The sequence below is a fragment of the Halomonas nitroreducens genome (assembly GCF_003966155.1).
GTDB classification, from domain to species: Bacteria; Pseudomonadota; Gammaproteobacteria; order Pseudomonadales; family Halomonadaceae; genus Halomonas; species Halomonas nitroreducens.
Genome location: NZ_RXNS01000013.1, coordinates 11,860 through 26,307, shown reverse-complemented (window position 1 = coordinate 26,307; position 14,448 = coordinate 11,860). Strand labels below are relative to the sequence as shown.

15 protein-coding genes are annotated in these 14,448 nt (G+C 63.5%); 13 read left to right on the top strand and 2 right to left on the bottom strand.

Annotated features, from left to right (window positions below; all coding sequences use genetic code 11):
* The 11 genes from EKG36_RS13795 (at position 1) to EKG36_RS13745 (ending at position 10,647) form a co-directional block, all read left to right on the top strand.
* Positions 1-1,095 (top strand): TPM domain-containing protein, encoded by a 1,095-nt coding sequence (locus tag EKG36_RS13795; protein ID WP_126485079.1) that lies wholly within the window; start codon positions 1-3, stop codon positions 1,093-1,095.
* A 91-nt stretch (positions 1,096-1,186) separates the two neighbouring features.
* Positions 1,187-2,212, top strand: coding sequence for a bifunctional riboflavin kinase/FAD synthetase (gene ribF, locus EKG36_RS13790; RefSeq protein WP_126485077.1), 1,026 nt, complete (start codon positions 1,187-1,189; stop codon positions 2,210-2,212).
* Between the two features lie 10 nt (positions 2,213-2,222).
* Entirely contained in the window at positions 2,223-5,057 is a 2,835-nt protein-coding gene (gene ileS, locus EKG36_RS13785) for an isoleucine--tRNA ligase (RefSeq protein WP_126485075.1), read from the top strand.
* Positions 5,058-5,067: 10 nt separating this feature from the next.
* Positions 5,068-5,595 carry a signal peptidase II gene (lspA, locus tag EKG36_RS13780; protein ID WP_126485073.1) on the top strand — a complete coding sequence of 176 codons (528 nt, stop codon included), beginning with the start codon at positions 5,068-5,070 and terminating at the stop codon, positions 5,593-5,595.
* Positions 5,596-5,668: 73 nt separating this feature from the next.
* Positions 5,669-6,130 carry an FKBP-type peptidyl-prolyl cis-trans isomerase gene (fkpB, locus tag EKG36_RS13775; RefSeq protein ID WP_126485071.1) on the top strand — a complete coding sequence of 154 codons (462 nt, stop codon included), beginning with the start codon at positions 5,669-5,671 and terminating at the stop codon, positions 6,128-6,130.
* Between the two features lie 34 nt (positions 6,131-6,164).
* On the top strand, positions 6,165-7,118 hold the full coding sequence (gene ispH / locus EKG36_RS13770) for a 4-hydroxy-3-methylbut-2-enyl diphosphate reductase (protein ID WP_246007515.1): 954 nt from the start codon (positions 6,165-6,167) through the stop codon (positions 7,116-7,118).
* Between the two features lie 169 nt (positions 7,119-7,287).
* Positions 7,288-7,749, top strand: a complete 462-nt coding sequence (locus tag EKG36_RS20965; protein WP_126485277.1) for a type IV pilin protein — start codon at positions 7,288-7,290, stop codon at positions 7,747-7,749.
* Entirely contained in the window at positions 7,736-8,194 is a 459-nt protein-coding gene (locus EKG36_RS13760; RefSeq protein ID WP_185827560.1) for a pilus assembly FimT family protein, read from the top strand. Before EKG36_RS20965 ends, EKG36_RS13760 begins: the two co-directional genes overlap by 14 nt.
* Positions 8,163-8,672: a type IV pilus modification protein PilV gene (gene pilV / locus EKG36_RS13755; protein ID WP_246007514.1), complete on the top strand. Its 510-nt coding sequence runs from the start codon at positions 8,163-8,165 to the stop codon at positions 8,670-8,672. Before EKG36_RS13760 ends, pilV begins: the two co-directional genes overlap by 32 nt.
* A gap of 29 nt (positions 8,673-8,701) precedes the next feature.
* On the top strand, positions 8,702-9,274 hold the full coding sequence (locus EKG36_RS13750) for a PilW family protein (RefSeq protein WP_126485066.1): 573 nt from the start codon (positions 8,702-8,704) through the stop codon (positions 9,272-9,274).
* A 2-nt stretch (positions 9,275-9,276) separates the two neighbouring features.
* Complete coding sequence (locus tag EKG36_RS13745) at positions 9,277-10,647, top strand: pilus assembly PilX family protein (protein ID WP_126485064.1); 1,371 nt, start codon at positions 9,277-9,279, stop codon at positions 10,645-10,647.
* Positions 10,648-10,681: 34 nt separating this feature from the next.
* On the opposite strand, the gene EKG36_RS13740 is transcribed toward EKG36_RS13745, so the two are convergent.
* Positions 10,682-11,245, bottom strand: a complete 564-nt coding sequence (locus EKG36_RS13740) for a GspH/FimT family pseudopilin (RefSeq protein ID WP_126485062.1) — start codon at positions 11,243-11,245, stop codon at positions 10,682-10,684.
* A 93-nt stretch (positions 11,246-11,338) separates the two neighbouring features.
* On the opposite strand from EKG36_RS13740, the gene thiO reads away from it, so the two are divergent.
* Positions 11,339-12,436 carry a glycine oxidase ThiO gene (thiO, locus tag EKG36_RS13735; protein ID WP_126485060.1) on the top strand — a complete coding sequence of 366 codons (1,098 nt, stop codon included), beginning with the start codon at positions 11,339-11,341 and terminating at the stop codon, positions 12,434-12,436.
* A 21-nt stretch (positions 12,437-12,457) separates the two neighbouring features.
* Here thiO and EKG36_RS13730 read toward each other — a convergent pair whose 3' ends face one another.
* Positions 12,458-12,715, bottom strand: a complete 258-nt coding sequence (locus EKG36_RS13730) for a PP0621 family protein (RefSeq protein ID WP_126485058.1) — start codon at positions 12,713-12,715, stop codon at positions 12,458-12,460.
* 100 nt (positions 12,716-12,815) lie between these two features.
* On the opposite strand from EKG36_RS13730, the gene EKG36_RS13725 reads away from it, so the two are divergent.
* Positions 12,816-14,447 (top strand): NAD+ synthase, encoded by a 1,632-nt coding sequence (locus EKG36_RS13725; protein ID WP_126485056.1) that lies wholly within the window; start codon positions 12,816-12,818, stop codon positions 14,445-14,447.
* The last annotated feature ends 1 nt before the right edge of the window (position 14,448 follow it).

Below are 14,448 nucleotides of genomic sequence, written 5' to 3'. Positions count from 1 at the left end.
ATGATTGACCTTCCCGGGGCGAATGGCCTGCTGGTCGGACTTGGCCTTCTGCTGCTGAGCTGGCGGCTGGCCCGGTCGGGGCTACGCCTGCCCGGATGGCTGGCGGTGCTGGCCGGTGTGCTGGTGGTGGGCGGTCTCTGGTGGGCAGGTGGGCCTGAGCGGACAGCAGATAGCCTTGCGCGAGTGGAAGACAGGATCGACCTGCTTGACGAAGCGGAACGCCAACGCCTGGCGGAATATCACGCCTTCCTGGCGGCCGACCACGATATCGACTATCGAGTGGTGATCGACCGCGAGCTGGGCGATCTCGATCGCTTTGCTGTCGACTATGTGCGTCGTCATGGCGTCGGAGGTGACCAAGGCCGGGGGCTGCTGCTGGCGCTGGACGTGTCGGCCGACCAGGTGCGCCTGGAGGTGGGATATGGCCTGGAGGGGCAGTTCGTCGATGCCTTCGTCGCCTACCTGGAGGCGCGCCAGATGACCGAGTTCTTCACCGTAGGGCGGGTCGCCGATGGTATCCTGGCCAGCACCGAGCTGATCGTGGCCCAGGCCCAGCGGGTCGAGGGCGATCTGGTGCCGGCCATCGCCGGCAGTGGCGGTGCCGGGGCGCGTCTGCCGGCGCGTCTCGGCGAGGGGCGAGCGATGCCCCGCGAGGCCCAGGTGACGTTCGCCGAGGGAGGCTCACCTCGTGACGTGCTGGCGGCCTATCGGCGCGCCATGGCGGAGCGCAACGACAACCCCGAACTCGTGATCTACAGCCTCGCCACCCGCAAGATGCTGGTGGACTGGGTGATGACCCCGGCGCAGATGGACACGATGGCGCGCAGCCTGGCCGACTGTCCCGTGGCGCGTGAGCTGACCGATGTCGGGAAGCGACGTGCCGTGCTGCTGGCGCCCCTGGCCGAGCGCCAGTGCCCGCCTTACTTCCTGGTTCAGGAGAAGGGCGTCTGGCGGCTCGACCTGGACACTATGATGCAGGCCGTGCGCTTTGGTCGCGACAACAGCTGGCGGCTGGAGCGCGAGGCACTTGGCCCGTATGGCTTCGGATTCGTCGGGATCCGCTTCGACTCCCGGGGCTTTCCGCAGACACCGTAGGCAGATGCATGCCGATGACCAAGGCGCGTCGGCTGTCAAGGGGCCGCCGGTCCGTTATAATCGATCCCTTTACCCACTCGCGATGACGCCCATGCAAGTGATTCGAGGACTGCACAACCTGCGCGACGAGCATCGTGGCTGCGTGGCGACCATCGGCAACTTCGATGGCGTCCATCGCGGCCACCAGGCGATCCTCGATCAGCTGCGCGAGCGCGCCCGCAGGCTGTCGCTGCCGGTTACCGTGGTAGTCTTCGAGCCCCAGCCCCGCGAGTTCTTTGCCGGCGACCAGGCTCCCCCGCGGCTGACCCGGCTGCGCGACAAGGTCGAGCTGCTGGCCGAGCTCGGCGCCGACCGGGTGCTCTGCCTGCCGTTCAACGACGCCCTGCGCGGCCTCACCGCGCGGGAGTTCATCGACCTGGTGCTGGTCCGCGGGCTCGGCGTGCGCCACCTGGTGGTGGGCGACGACTTCCGCTTCGGCTGCGATCGCCGCGGCGACTTCCCGCTGCTGGAGGCGGTGGGCGCCGAGCAGGGCTTCGGGGTCGAGCACACCCGGACCTTCCTGCTGGATGACGAGCGGGTTTCCAGTTCCCGGGTGCGCACCCTGCTGGCCAGCGGCAACTTCGCCCAGGCCGCGCGCATGCTGGGACGCCCCTACCGCCTCGGGGGGCGGGTGGTGCGCGACCGCCAGCTCGGCCGCACCATCGGCGTGCCTACCGCCAACCTGCCCCAGCCCATCCGCTCGCTGGCCCTGCAGGGCGTCTACGCGGTGACCGCCGAGCTGCCCGACGGGCACCATGCCGAGGGCGTGGCCAACATCGGCTGGCGGCCCACGGTCGGCAGCCATCGGCCGGTACTCGAGGTCCACCTGTTCGACTTCGATGGCGACCTCTACGGCCAGCGCCTCTCGGTGCTGCCCTGCGCCAAGCTTCGCGGCGAGGTGAAGTTCGAGAGCCTCGACGAGCTGAAGGCGCAGATCCGCACCGACCAGGCGCGTGCCCGGCGCTTCTTCGCCGACACCGCCGGCGACCCCCTTCCTCTGGCATCGGCGCCGCTGGCGCGCGAGGCCGTGACTTCCGATTCCTCGGCGGGGTTTCCCGCCGACCACGACGACGGCTGACCCCCAGGATATGAGCGACTACAAGCACACTCTGAATCTGCCAGAAACCGAGTTCCCGATGCGCGGCATGCTGCCCAAGCGCGAGCCCGCCCGGGTGGCGCAGTGGCAGGAGATGGACCTCTACCACCGCCTGCGCGAGGCGCGTCGCGGCCGCGAGCTGTTCGTGCTCCACGATGGCCCTCCCTACGCCAACGGCAGCATTCACATCGGTCACGCCGTCAACAAGATCCTCAAGGACATCATCGTCAAGTCGAAGAATCTGGCGGGCTTCGACGCGCCCTATGTGCCGGGCTGGGACTGCCACGGCCTGCCCATCGAGCACAAGGTGGAGACCACCCACGGCAAGCACCTGGAGCCGGCCAGGGCTCGCGAACTGTGTCGCGAGTACGCCGCCGAGCAGATCCAGGGGCAGCTGTCCGACTTCGTGCGCCTGGGCGTGATCGGCGACTGGGACAACCCCTACCGCTCCATGGACTATGCCAACGAGGCCGGCGAGATCCGCGCCCTGGCCGAGATGGTCGAGGGCGGCTACGTGTTCAAGGGACTCAAGCCGGTGAACTGGTGCTTCGACTGCGGCTCGGCCCTGGCCGAGGCCGAGGTGGAGTACGCCGACAAGCAGTCGGATGCCATCGACGTGGCCTTCCCTTGCGCGGAAGATGACCGGCTGGCTGCCGCCTTCGGCCTCGAGGCGCTGGCCAAGCCCGCCGCCGTGGTGATCTGGACCACCACCCCCTGGACCATTCCGGCCAACCAGGCGCTCAACGTGCATCCGGAGTTCACCTATGCCCTGGTGGACGCCGGGGAGCGCCTGCTGCTGCTCGCCGAGGAGCTGGTTGAGTCATGCCTTTCGCGCTTCGGGCTCGAGGGCGAGATCATCGCCACCGCCACCGGGGAGCGCCTGGACGGCATCGAGTTCGCGCATCCCTTCTACGAGCGCCGCTCGCCGGTGTATCTCGCCGACTACGTGGAATCCGAGGTCGGCAGCACCGGCATCGTCCACTCGGCGCCGGCCTACGGCGTGGACGACTTCGTGACCTGCCGCGCCCACGGCATGGCGTTCAGCGAGATCGAGAGCCCGGTGCAGGGCAACGGCGTCTATGTGGACGACCTGCCGTTCTTCGGCGGTCAGATGATCTGGAAGGCCAACCTGCAGATCGTCGCCAAGCTCGACGAGGTGGGCGCGCTGATGGCCCACAAGACCATCACCCACAGCTACATGCACTGCTGGCGCCACAAGACCCCGGTGATCTACCGCGCCACCGCCCAGTGGTTCGTGGGCATGGATCTGGCCGGCAATGACGGTCGGACCCTGCGCGACAAGGCGCTGGCGGGCATCGAGGCCACCACCTTCACCCCGGCCTGGGGCAAGGCGCGCCTGCATGCGATGATCGCCAACCGCCCCGACTGGTGCATCTCCCGCCAGCGCAACTGGGGGGTGCCGATCCCCTTCTTCCTGCACAAGGCCACCGGCGAGCTGCACCCGCGCACCGTGGCGCTGATGGAGGAGGCCGCCCAGCGCGTCGAGCGCGAGGGCATCGACGCCTGGTTCCGCCTCGACCCCGCCGAGCTGCTGGGCGAGGAGGCCGCCGACTACGACAAGGTCACCGATACCCTGGACGTCTGGTTCGACTCCGGCACCACCCATCGCCACGTGCTGCGCGGCTCGCACCCCCATGGCCACGAGCAGGGCCCGCGGGCGGACCTCTACCTGGAAGGCTCGGACCAGCACCGCGGCTGGTTCCACTCCTCGCTGCTCACCGGCAGCGCCATGGATGGCCATCCCCCTTACCGCGGCCTGCTGACCCACGGCTTCACCGTGGACGCCCACGGCCGCAAGATGTCCAAGTCCATGGGCAACGTGGTGGCGCCCCAGGAGGTCATGGACAAGCTCGGTGCCGACATCCTGCGCCTGTGGGTCGCCTCCACCGACTACGGCGGCGAGATGGCGGTCTCCGACGAGATCCTCAAGCGCACCGCCGACGTCTACCGGCGAATCCGCAATACCTCGCGCTTCCTGCTGGCCAACCTCAACGGCTTCGACCCCGAGCGCGACGGCCTGGCCTTCGATGATCTGCTGGCCCTGGACCAGTGGGTGGTCGACCGGGCCGCCCAGCTGCAGGCGCGCATCGAGACGGCCTATGCGGAGTACCGCTTCCTCGACGTCTACCAGCAGGTGCACGGCTTCTGTGCTCGGGAGCTGGGCGGCTTCTACCTGGACGTCATCAAGGATCGCCAGTACACCACCCAGGCCGATTCCGTGGCCCGGCGCAGCGCCCAGACCGCCCTCTACCACGTCATCCAGGCGCTGGTGCGCTGGGTCGCGCCGATCCTGTCCTTCACCGCCGAGGAGATCTTCGAGCACATCCCCGGCAAGCGCGGCGACAGCGTATTGCTCGAGGAGTACTACACGGGGCTCGGTACCCTGACCGCGGATGCCGACCTGGGCCGCGGGTTCTGGGAGCAGGTGCTGGAGGTCAAGCAGGCCGTCAACAAGTGCCTGGAGGAGGCCCGCAACGCCAAGACCATCAAGGGCAGTCTGGCCGCCGAGGTCACCCTCTACGTTGACGAGCCGCTGCAGGCGACGCTGGCCAAGCTCGGCGACGAGCTGCGCTTCGTGATGCTGACCAGCGAGGTCCACCTGGCGCCGCTGGCCGAGGGCGGTAGCGCCGAGGCCACCGAACTCGAGGGCCTGAGGGTCGCCGTGGCGGCCAGCCCCCACGCGAAGTGCGAGCGCTGCTGGCACCACCGCGAGGATGTGGGCCGCCATGCCGGGCATGACGACCTGTGCGGCCGCTGCGTGAGCAACCTGCCGGACGGTCCCGGCGAGACCCGTCACTATGCATGAGGGGACCAGCATGCCGGAGACCCCGAAGGGCGCCGCCAAGGCGGCGCCCATGCACAAGCCGTTGCGCTGGCTGTGGCTCGCCGTGGCCGTGGTGGCCCTGGACCTGGGCACCAAGGCCCTGGCCTCGAGCCTGCTGGCCTATGCCCAGCCGGTGGTGGTGCTGCCCTTCTTCAACCTGACCCTGCTGCACAACACCGGCGCGGCCTTCAGCTTCCTGGCCGACCACCCCGGCTGGCAGCGCTGGCTCTTCGCCGCCATCGCGGTGGGGGCCAGCGTGGGGCTGACGGTGTGGATGCGCCGCCTGAGGGCCGACGAGAAACTGCTCGGCGCCGCCCTGGCACTGATCATCGGCGGCGCCCTGGGCAACCTCTACGACCGGCTGGTGCACGGCTATGTGGTGGACTTCCTGTCCTTTCATGTCGCCGGCTGGTACTACCCGGCTTTCAACGTGGCGGACATCGGCATCACTCTGGGTGCCATCGGGCTGATCTGGGAGTCGGTGTTCGGCGAACGTCGCCGAGCCCGACGCGGCCACTGAGGAACCCGCGCCGCGCCGCGTCATCCAAGCCACCAGCCCCTACGCGACCTTCATCACAGCTTCGAGAGAGCACATGAGCGACCAACACGCACAAGGCCACCGCATCGACGAGGGCATGGAAGTCACCCTGCACTTCACCCTCAAACTGGAGGATGGCACCGAGGTGGACTCCACCCGCGACAAGGCGCCGGCCACCTTCCAGGTCGGCGACGGCAACCTGCCGCCGGGCTTCGAGCAGCCGCTCAAGGGCATGAGGACCGGCGAGTCGGGTAGCTTCGAGATCAGCCCCGAGCATGGCTTTGGCCAGCACAACCCTCAGAACATTCAGGTGCTCAAGCGCGAGGAGTTCGACAGCGATACCCCCGAGGTGGGCATGGTGATGTCCTTCGCCGATGCCGCCGGCGGCGAGCTCCCCGGGGTGATCAAGAGTGTCGACGACGAGCAGGTCGAGGTGGACTTCAATCACCCCCTGGCCGGGCGTACCCTGACCTTCGAGGTCGAAGTGCTGGACGTGAAGCCCGCCACGACCCATTGATCGAACGATGCCCGAGCATCAAGGCAAGGCAACCATGCAAATCAAGCTGGCAAATCCCCGTGGCTTCTGCGCCGGCGTCGACCGCGCCATCGATATCGTCAACAGCGCGCTGGACGTCTTCGACCCGCCCATCTACGTGCGCCACGAGGTGGTGCATAACCGCTTCGTGGTCGACAGCCTGCGCGAGCGAGGCGCGGTCTTCGTCGAGGAGCTGCACGAGGTGCCGGACGACGTCATCGTCATCTTCTCGGCTCACGGCGTCTCCCGGGCCGTCCAGGAAGAGGCCGAGCGGCGTGGGCTGAAGGTCTTCGACGCCACCTGCCCGCTGGTCACCAAGGTCCATATGGAGGTGCTGCGCTACGCGCGGCGCGGCCAGGAGTGCATCCTCATCGGCCACGAGGGACACCCGGAGGTGGAAGGCACCATGGGGCGTTACGATACTTCCCATGGCGGCCGAATCTATCTGGTCGAAGACGAGGACGACGTGGCGCGCCTCGAGGTCAAGGACCCGAGCCGCCTGGCCTTCGTGACCCAGACCACGCTCTCCATGGATGACACCGCCAGGGTGATCGATGCCCTCCGCGAGCGCTTCCCCGAGATCGGCGGGCCGCGCAAGGACGACATCTGCTATGCGACCCAGAACCGCCAGGACGCCGTGCGCGAGCTCGCGGCCGGCTGCGACCTGGTGCTGGTGGTGGGCAGCCCCAACAGCTCCAACTCCAACCGCCTGCGCGAGTTGTCCGAGCGCGTCGGCACGCCTGCCTACCTGGTCGACAGTGCCGAGCAGGTCGATCCGGCCTGGCTGGAGGGCGTGAACGCGGTGGGGGTCACCGCCGGCGCCAGTGCCCCCGAGGTGCTGGTGAAGGGCGTGATCGAGCGGCTCCAGGCGCTGGGCGCCAGTGCGCCGGAGGAGCTCGCGGGCCGCGAGGAGACCATCACCTTCTCCATGCCCCGCGAACTCCGTGAACGGGTGATCGCCAGCGATTAGGCCTGTGCTACCGCGTCTGCGGCGCTCAGCGAGCGCCTCAGCCTTTGGTACGGCCAAGAAAACCGGGCAGGCGCCCGGTTTTTTTGTGACCATTGGCTGTCGGAAACGACAGTCCTGATACATACTGATACAAATCGTGACGTAAGCAGGGGAGATGCGCCGCGTGACCATGACTCGCACACGCCGCCGGACGAAGGGCCCTGAAGGCCATGCCCGGCGCCAGGCCGGCTTCACGCTGATCGAGCTGATGATCGTGGTGGCCGTGATCGGGATTCTGGCATCAATCGCTTATCCTCGATATACGGGATACGTGGAGCGGGCCAGAGTCTCCGATGGGCAGTCGGGATTGATGCAGGCAGCTCAGGAAATGGAAAGATGTTACACAATACATGGTACCTATAAGCAAAGCTGTCTTGTGACAACCGAGTCTCCAGAAGGTGCTTATAGCACAATTGGGCTTGTTGGCACTCCTTGGACGGATGGGGAAAGTGCAACGTTTATAGTGAAAGCAATCAGCCCCGCCAAGCCAGTGACCAGTGGTTGTGAAACGCTGTGGGTGAAGAGTGATGGAACTCAAGGCTCGGGTGCTGATATGAGTGACGGGGCCGGTGATGCCAATGACTGCTGGTAAATGTTTCTCCAGAGGTCAAGGGTTCACCTTGATTGAGCTGCTAGTGACGATAGCAGTTATTGCTATTATGGCCACTGTTGCTGTTCCAAATTTTCAGGGATTTGTGGAGAGAAATCGCCAGGCCGCCGAATTCAACAAGGTGCTCTCCGGCTTCCATTATGCGAGAAGTGAGGCCGTAAAAACACGCGACGATGTAACTGTTAGTATAGATAGCTCGTCTGGTAGTTGGGTCATAAGTGTTATAGCGAGCGGTTCTCCTATCCGCGTCATTGAGTCGAAGGATGGTAGGCTAAGCGTAGATGATATTGAAGTGGATTTTAATGCCCTTGGTCGCTTAAAGAGATGTGAAGATGGAGAGGGCGCAGCTGTTTCGCCCTGCGTTGTCTCTGTAGGTGACTCTGGGATAGAAGTCAATGCCGCTGGTAACATTGATAAGGCAGGCTGATATGAAGGGTGGTTACATTTTTGGCTCACGAGGCTTCACGCTAATTGAGGCGCTGGTCGCTCTACTGGTACTTACAGTCGGGTTGCTTGGCTTGGCCATGATGCAAGTTAAAGCTATGAAAAGTTCACATGCGGCCTATCAGCGATCCATTGCCACCATAGCAGCACAGGATATGGTTGAGAGACTGTGGGTAGAACTCGGGCGGCGCGCACCAGCTTCAACCGTTTGCCCTGAGGGAACCGCTACTGTCGCTGGAAGCTCTCCATCTGAAACTATATTGGATCAATGGCATAACGAGTGGGTTGACGCTATTCCTGGATTGATAAAGGACAGTGACACCTCTACGGGTACAATTGTTAAGGATGGCTCAATTGCCTGCAAGTACGTAATTACGGTTGAATGGACAGATGACAGGTTTGGAGATGAAGAAGTCTCAAATATTGTCTATGTGGCGAGTCTGCTCGGTACAGATTCTTAGGTTGTGCTTGCTGAGTGAGGGATGGGTAGATGCACAGATCCAAGTCAACGAGCCAAAGAGGGTTTTCACTCGTCGAGTTGATGGTGGCGTTGGTGGTGGGGTTGCTCATCACCCTGGGAGCATTCCAGCTCTTCCTGACGGGAAAGCAGGCATTCAATCACGAGTTGGCGATGGCAGAGCGTCAGGCTTCGTTGAGGTTCTTAGTTGATTCCATATCGTATAATATACGAAGTGCATCTTATACGGATTTTGTCGATGGCGAAGGTAATGTGCTGAGCGATAGTGATGAATTGATCCTTTCTTTTGAAAAGGATAATTCTATCTGCCCTTCCGATGATGTTTATCAAGTAAAGTACTTTGCCAGTGACGGTTCTATAAAGATGAGTCAATCCTGTGGTGGTGCGGCTTTTGGTTCTGCCGACTCCATAGTTCTTGGTGTTGGTGCAATCAATTTTTATTACTTTGACTCGGCTCTTGGTGTCAGGGTTCAAGTGACCATGCATGACGATCAAGGTCGGTTGCCCGATGAAGTGTTTAACTTTCGTGTCGCCAATCGCTCTGCTGTGGGCAAAGCGCTAGAGTTGTGGGGTGAGGAGAGCTAATTATGAAGAGCCAGAAAGGTATGGCCCTTATCGTCAGCCTTATCGTTCTTGTTGTGGCTGCTTTGCTTGGATTGTCAAGCTATCAGTCTTCTCAGCTTGAGGAGCGTATGGCGGGTAATCACAGGTTTTCCGTCAGTGCTCTACAGGCTGCTGAAGTTGGCATTAATAAGATGCTGGGCTCGGTAGTAGCATATTCCTACTCTCCTGGAAGTGAGTTCTGTGATGATATGGGGGGGGCGCTTTCGGCTACTGGGTTCACTTCAGAGGGGGCGGGCTACACATTTAGTGACGATGTCGCAGGTGGTGACCTGGATGTTTCCTATAAGGCGTATATGGAATGTGGTGGTTCTGGACATGTGCTTGGCTTCAGTCGTGGGGCCGTTTTTAACTCTGATGGTGATGAGCTGTCTGCAAGGCGTGTAAGGGTTGAAATAGTTCCCCCTGGCTATGATTATATAAATAGTATGTTAGGTAATGGGATAAATCTTACTGGGAACTCTACGATTGTTGGCGATGTTCATTCTAATACAGACGTGACACTCAGTCTGCAGGCAACAGGGAATCCTGAGGATCGTGTCGTATCAGAAGGTTCGATTACGTCAACGGGGGACATGAATATCGATGGTTCTGATTCGCCAGATGCCGGTGAATGTACAGATGTCGTCTGTGCGGCCAGTGGGGTGCCTGCGCGGGACATTCCCTCAGCACAGGATCGAATCGATAAAGCGAAGAAGTTGCTATTGGAGGATGAGGGGATTCTGACATTGTCTGCATATACAGGAGACAATCCTACCAATCCCGATAATCCGCCGGAGTACGACCCTATAATCAATCCACTTGATGAAGAGGGAAATTCGATCACGGTGGATAATGATGAAATCAAGATATTGCCACATGATGCCAACGGTGATTGTGATATTGACGCGGCTGGTGAGTTCGCTCCAGTTGCTGTCACGCCAGATGATGGTCCTGGGATGGGGAGTAAAATATATCACTGCCCTGGAGTTCTCACAGTGACGGGTGACTTTGGTGGGGTGACAATAATGGCGGAAGGTGGTTTTGTTCACAATGGAGCCATCTCGATTGGCGATACAGGTGAGATAGATACATTTGTGGTTTCCGGCGGCAATATTGAACTGAACGGTGGGACCGGGACCGAGACATATGCTGCGTTTCTTTCAGAAGGTGATTTTATACAGAACGGTGATTCAAAGGTATACGGTACAATCGTAGCAACAGGCTCGATTACCGCTAACGGTGGTATGGACTTCGAGGCTCGTGAAACAGGAAAGATTCTTGTCCCTGTTTCAGGACATTTAGACGGTTGGGTGGAGCTTGAAGATCCTGCCGACGACGCTAATATAACGAGCTGAGTTTTCGGAAAGTCTGGCTGGGATTATACCCCCGTCAGCAGGTCGAGCTTTGTCCTTTGGCTCTCGTTCGCCCTAGGTTGTTGAGTATGATGGCCGCACTTTCCCCTTTCTGGCTGCAAATATCGAAAGTGCCGTTATATCCCTGCGACCGCCCCAGTGAGCTATAGCGCACTGGGCGGTCGCTTCTGTTGAAGCTGACGTCCACCGTCTCCGAGGCATGCAATACGCGCAGGACAGGGATATCGATTAGGTCACCTCCAACTGCCTCGCCTTCCACGATGACCCAGTCCTGATCCCAATCATCGAAGGTGCAGGTCTCATAGGGTGGCCCCGAACTGGCACAGACGGCGATGGTGGTGCGCCGCATCACGGCGGTATTCCGTGCCAGCGCCAAGGCTGTCTTGATTCGCATCACCTCGGCGGCGACCTCGTTTCGGGCGGCAAACTGCTGGAAACTGGGAACGCCCCAGGTGGCCATGAGGATCACCACGGCGAGCGCCACCAGCAACTCGATCAGGGTCAGGCCCCGCTGGGCGGGCTTTGCCATGGCCGGTGGCCTGCCGGTAAGCTGAAGGCCGTCGGCGGTCTCCTGTCCCATGCCTCACCTCCCTGCGCATGTGCGATGCCAAGGGTGTTCCTTCAAGCTAGACAGGTGCCGTGCCCTCTCCGTAAGCGATAGCGGACACGTCTCGTGAGTGATTTTCTCGTTGTGGGCGGTGGCGTCATCGGCATGATGACGACGCTGCAACTGGCCGATGCCGGCCATTCGGTGACCCTTCTCGAACGCGGCCAGTGCGGACGCGAGGCCTCCTGGGCCGGCGGCGGCATCGTCTCGCCACTGTATCCCTGGCGCTACAGCGCGCCCATCTCGCGCCTCTCCACCTGGTCGGAGGGCTTCTATCCGGAACTGGCCCTGCGCCTGCTGGAGGAAACCGGCATCGACCCGGAGTATCGCCAGAAGGGCCTGTTCTACCTGCGTGTCGACGACGAGGTGCGGGCCATGGACTGGGCCCGCGAGGTCGGCAAGCCCCTGGAGCGGGTTTCCGGCGACTTCCTCTATGCCAAGGAGCCCGAAGCAGCGCCGGGCTGCCGCGGGGCGCTGTGGATGCCGACGCTCGGCAGCATCCGCAACCCGCGGCTGACCCGCGCCCTGCGCCGCCGCCTGGCCGAGATGGATCGCGTGTCGCTGCGGGAAGGCTGCGAGGTCACGGGGCTGCGCCTCGCGGGGGGACGCATCTCGGGGGTGGACACCATGGAGGGCACCGTCGGCGGGGAACAGGTCATCGTCTGCGGCGGCGCCTGGGCGGCCGGCCTGCTGGCACCGCTGGGGGTGTCGCTGTCGGTGCGGCCGGTGAAGGGGCAGATGATCCTCTTCAAGGCCCCGCCGGGGCTGGTCAGCCGGGTGGTGCTGATGGACGGGCGCTACGTGATCCCCCGGGCCGACGGCCGGGTGCTGGCGGGGTCGACCCTGGAGGAGGCGGGGTTCGACAAGTCCGTGTCCGGCGAGGCCCGCGAGTCCCTCTGGCACTCGGCGACGCGGATCGTCCCGGCCCTGGCCGAGTGCGAGGTGGAACATCACTGGGCGGGATTGCGCCCGGGCTCACCGGACGGGGTGCCCTTCATCGGGGCGCTGCCGGGCGTCGACAACCTGCATGTGAATGCCGGCCACTACCGCAATGGCCTGGTGCTGGCGCCGGCCTCGACACACCTGCTGGTCGATGAGCTGCTGGGGCGTGAGCCGATCGTCGATCCGGCGCCCTACCGGCTGGCGGGGCGAGTGACGGCCTGACGACTCATGGGCAGGGCAGGGTCAATCCCCGTGCTGCTGCTCTTCCAGGTACTTGTTGCGGTGGTCGGGCGAGCAGAACCACTGGCCCCTCTCCCGCAGGGCCTCGTCCTCCGGGAGGTGCACTTGGCACCAGGCGCAGCGCACCATCTGGTTGGCCTGGGGACTGCCCTGGGCGGCTTCCTCGCGATCGAGCTTCCACTCGCGATACATGCGATACAGCTTCAGGCCGGCGAAGAACAGCACGGCGAAGATGATCAGGCGAATCAGCAACAGGTTCATCCTTACGTGACTCCCTGGGTGGGGTCGGCCGCCTTTGCCACTCGACCGCCCTTGCGGGACAATGAAGGTATCAACGGATTCTCGAGAGATTTCTACGCCCATGCAAGACCTGACGCTGGTGATGGCTCAGCTGGACCCGCTGGTCGGGGATATTCCCGGCAACACCGACCGAGCCATCGAGACGGTACGCGAGGCGCGCATCGAGCATGGTGCCGACATCGTGGTGCTGCCGGAGCTCTTCCTCACCGGCTATCCGCCGGAGGACCTGCTGCTGCGCCCCTCCATGGAGACCCGCCTGCGACATGCCCGGGCCCATATGGCCGAGAAGATGGTGCGCGACGTCATGGTGATCGTCGGCTACCCGGGGCGTCGCGAGGGGCGCAACTGGAACCTGGCCGGGGTGCTCTACAACGGCGAGTGGCTCGACGAGTACGCCAAGCAGGCCCTGCCCAACTACGAGGTCTTCGACGAGCAGCGCTACTTCGCGGTCGGCAGCGAGCCGCTGGTGGTCGAGCACAAGGGGGCCAAGCTGGGCATCCTGATCTGCGAGGACATCTGGGCCGAGGCCCCGGTGCGCCAGGCGCGGGAGGCCGGTGCCGAGATCCTCGTCACCCTCAATGCCTCGCCCTATCACCAGGACAAGCCGGCCGAGCGCCTGGCGCTGCTCGAGCAGCGAGCGTCGGAGGTCGCGCTGCCCATCGTCTACGTCAACCAGATCGGTGGCCAGGACGAGCTGGTCTTCGACGGCGGCTCGGCCTGTGTCGACGCCCAGGGGGAGCTGCGGGTGCAGGCACCGCACTGGGCAGTGGGCCTGATGCCGGTCCAGTTCATCCGCGAAAAGGGCCGCTGGATTCCCCAGGCCGGGGAGACCGACCCCGAGGTGGCGCCGGAGGAGAACCTCTATTGCGCGCTGGTGACCGGGCTTCGCGACTACGTCAACAAGAGCGGCTTCGAGGGCGTGGTGCTGGGGCTGTCCGGGGGCATCGATTCGGCCCTGTCGCTGGCCATCGCCGTGGACGCCCTGGGGCCGCAGCGTGTCCATGCGGTGATGATGCCGTATCACTACACCGCCGACATCTCCAAGCAGGATGCCGCCGAGCAGGCCAGGATGCTGGGGGTCGCCTACGAGGTGCTGCCCATCGAGACGATGGTCGAGGCCTTCATGGAGACCCTGGCCGACAGCTTTGCCGGCACCGAGCGCGATACCACCGAGGAGAACCTGCAGTCGCGCTGCCGCGGGGTGCTGCTGATGGCGATTTCCAACAAGAAGGGCCTGATGGTGCTGACCACCGGCAACAAGAGCGAGATGGCGGTGGGCTATGCCACGCTCTATGGCGACATGGTGGGCGGCTACAACGCCATCAAGGACGTCTACAAGACCTGGGTCTATCGCCTGGCCCGCTGGCGCAACACCCAGTCGCCGGCAATCCCCGAGCGAGTCATCGAACGGCCGCCCTCCGCTGAGCTCGCCCCGGACCAGCAGGACAGCGACTCGCTGCCCGACTACGACACCCTGGATGCGATCCTGGTGCGCTATATCGAAGGCGACATGAGCGCCGAGGCGATCATCGCCGCGGGCTTCGAGCGGGACGACGTCTACCAGGTGGTGCGGCTGGTCGACCGCTGCGAATACAAGCGGCGCCAGGCGCCGGTGGGTGTGCGGGTCACCCGGCGAGGCTTCGGCCGCGACCGCCGCTACCCCATCGTCAACGGCTGGCAGCCCGGGGAATAGC

Excerpts from the sequence above, each read along its gene's own strand:
- EKG36_RS13795 (WP_126485079.1), top strand. The coding sequence starts at position 1 with ATGATTGACCTTCCCGGGGCGAATGGCCTGCTGGTCGGACTTGGCCTT.
- ribF (WP_126485077.1), top strand. The coding sequence starts at position 1,187 with ATGCAAGTGATTCGAGGACTGCACAACCTGCGCGACGAGCATCGTGGC.
- ileS (WP_126485075.1), top strand. The coding sequence starts at position 2,223 with ATGAGCGACTACAAGCACACTCTGAATCTGCCAGAAACCGAGTTCCCG.
- lspA (WP_126485073.1), top strand. The coding sequence starts at position 5,068 with ATGCCGGAGACCCCGAAGGGCGCCGCCAAGGCGGCGCCCATGCACAAG.
- fkpB (WP_126485071.1), top strand. The coding sequence starts at position 5,669 with ATGAGCGACCAACACGCACAAGGCCACCGCATCGACGAGGGCATGGAA.
- ispH (WP_246007515.1), top strand. The coding sequence starts at position 6,165 with ATGCAAATCAAGCTGGCAAATCCCCGTGGCTTCTGCGCCGGCGTCGAC.
- EKG36_RS20965 (WP_126485277.1), top strand. The coding sequence starts at position 7,288 with ATGACTCGCACACGCCGCCGGACGAAGGGCCCTGAAGGCCATGCCCGG.
- EKG36_RS13760 (WP_185827560.1), top strand. The coding sequence starts at position 7,736 with ATGACTGCTGGTAAATGTTTCTCCAGAGGTCAAGGGTTCACCTTGATT.
- pilV (WP_246007514.1), top strand. The coding sequence starts at position 8,163 with ATGCCGCTGGTAACATTGATAAGGCAGGCTGATATGAAGGGTGGTTAC.
- EKG36_RS13750 (WP_126485066.1), top strand. The coding sequence starts at position 8,702 with ATGCACAGATCCAAGTCAACGAGCCAAAGAGGGTTTTCACTCGTCGAG.
- EKG36_RS13745 (WP_126485064.1), top strand. The coding sequence starts at position 9,277 with ATGAAGAGCCAGAAAGGTATGGCCCTTATCGTCAGCCTTATCGTTCTT.
- EKG36_RS13740 (WP_126485062.1), bottom strand. The coding sequence starts at position 11,245 with ATGGGACAGGAGACCGCCGACGGCCTTCAGCTTACCGGCAGGCCACCG.
- EKG36_RS13730 (WP_126485058.1), bottom strand. The coding sequence starts at position 12,715 with ATGAACCTGTTGCTGATTCGCCTGATCATCTTCGCCGTGCTGTTCTTC.
- EKG36_RS13725 (WP_126485056.1), top strand. The coding sequence starts at position 12,816 with ATGCAAGACCTGACGCTGGTGATGGCTCAGCTGGACCCGCTGGTCGGG.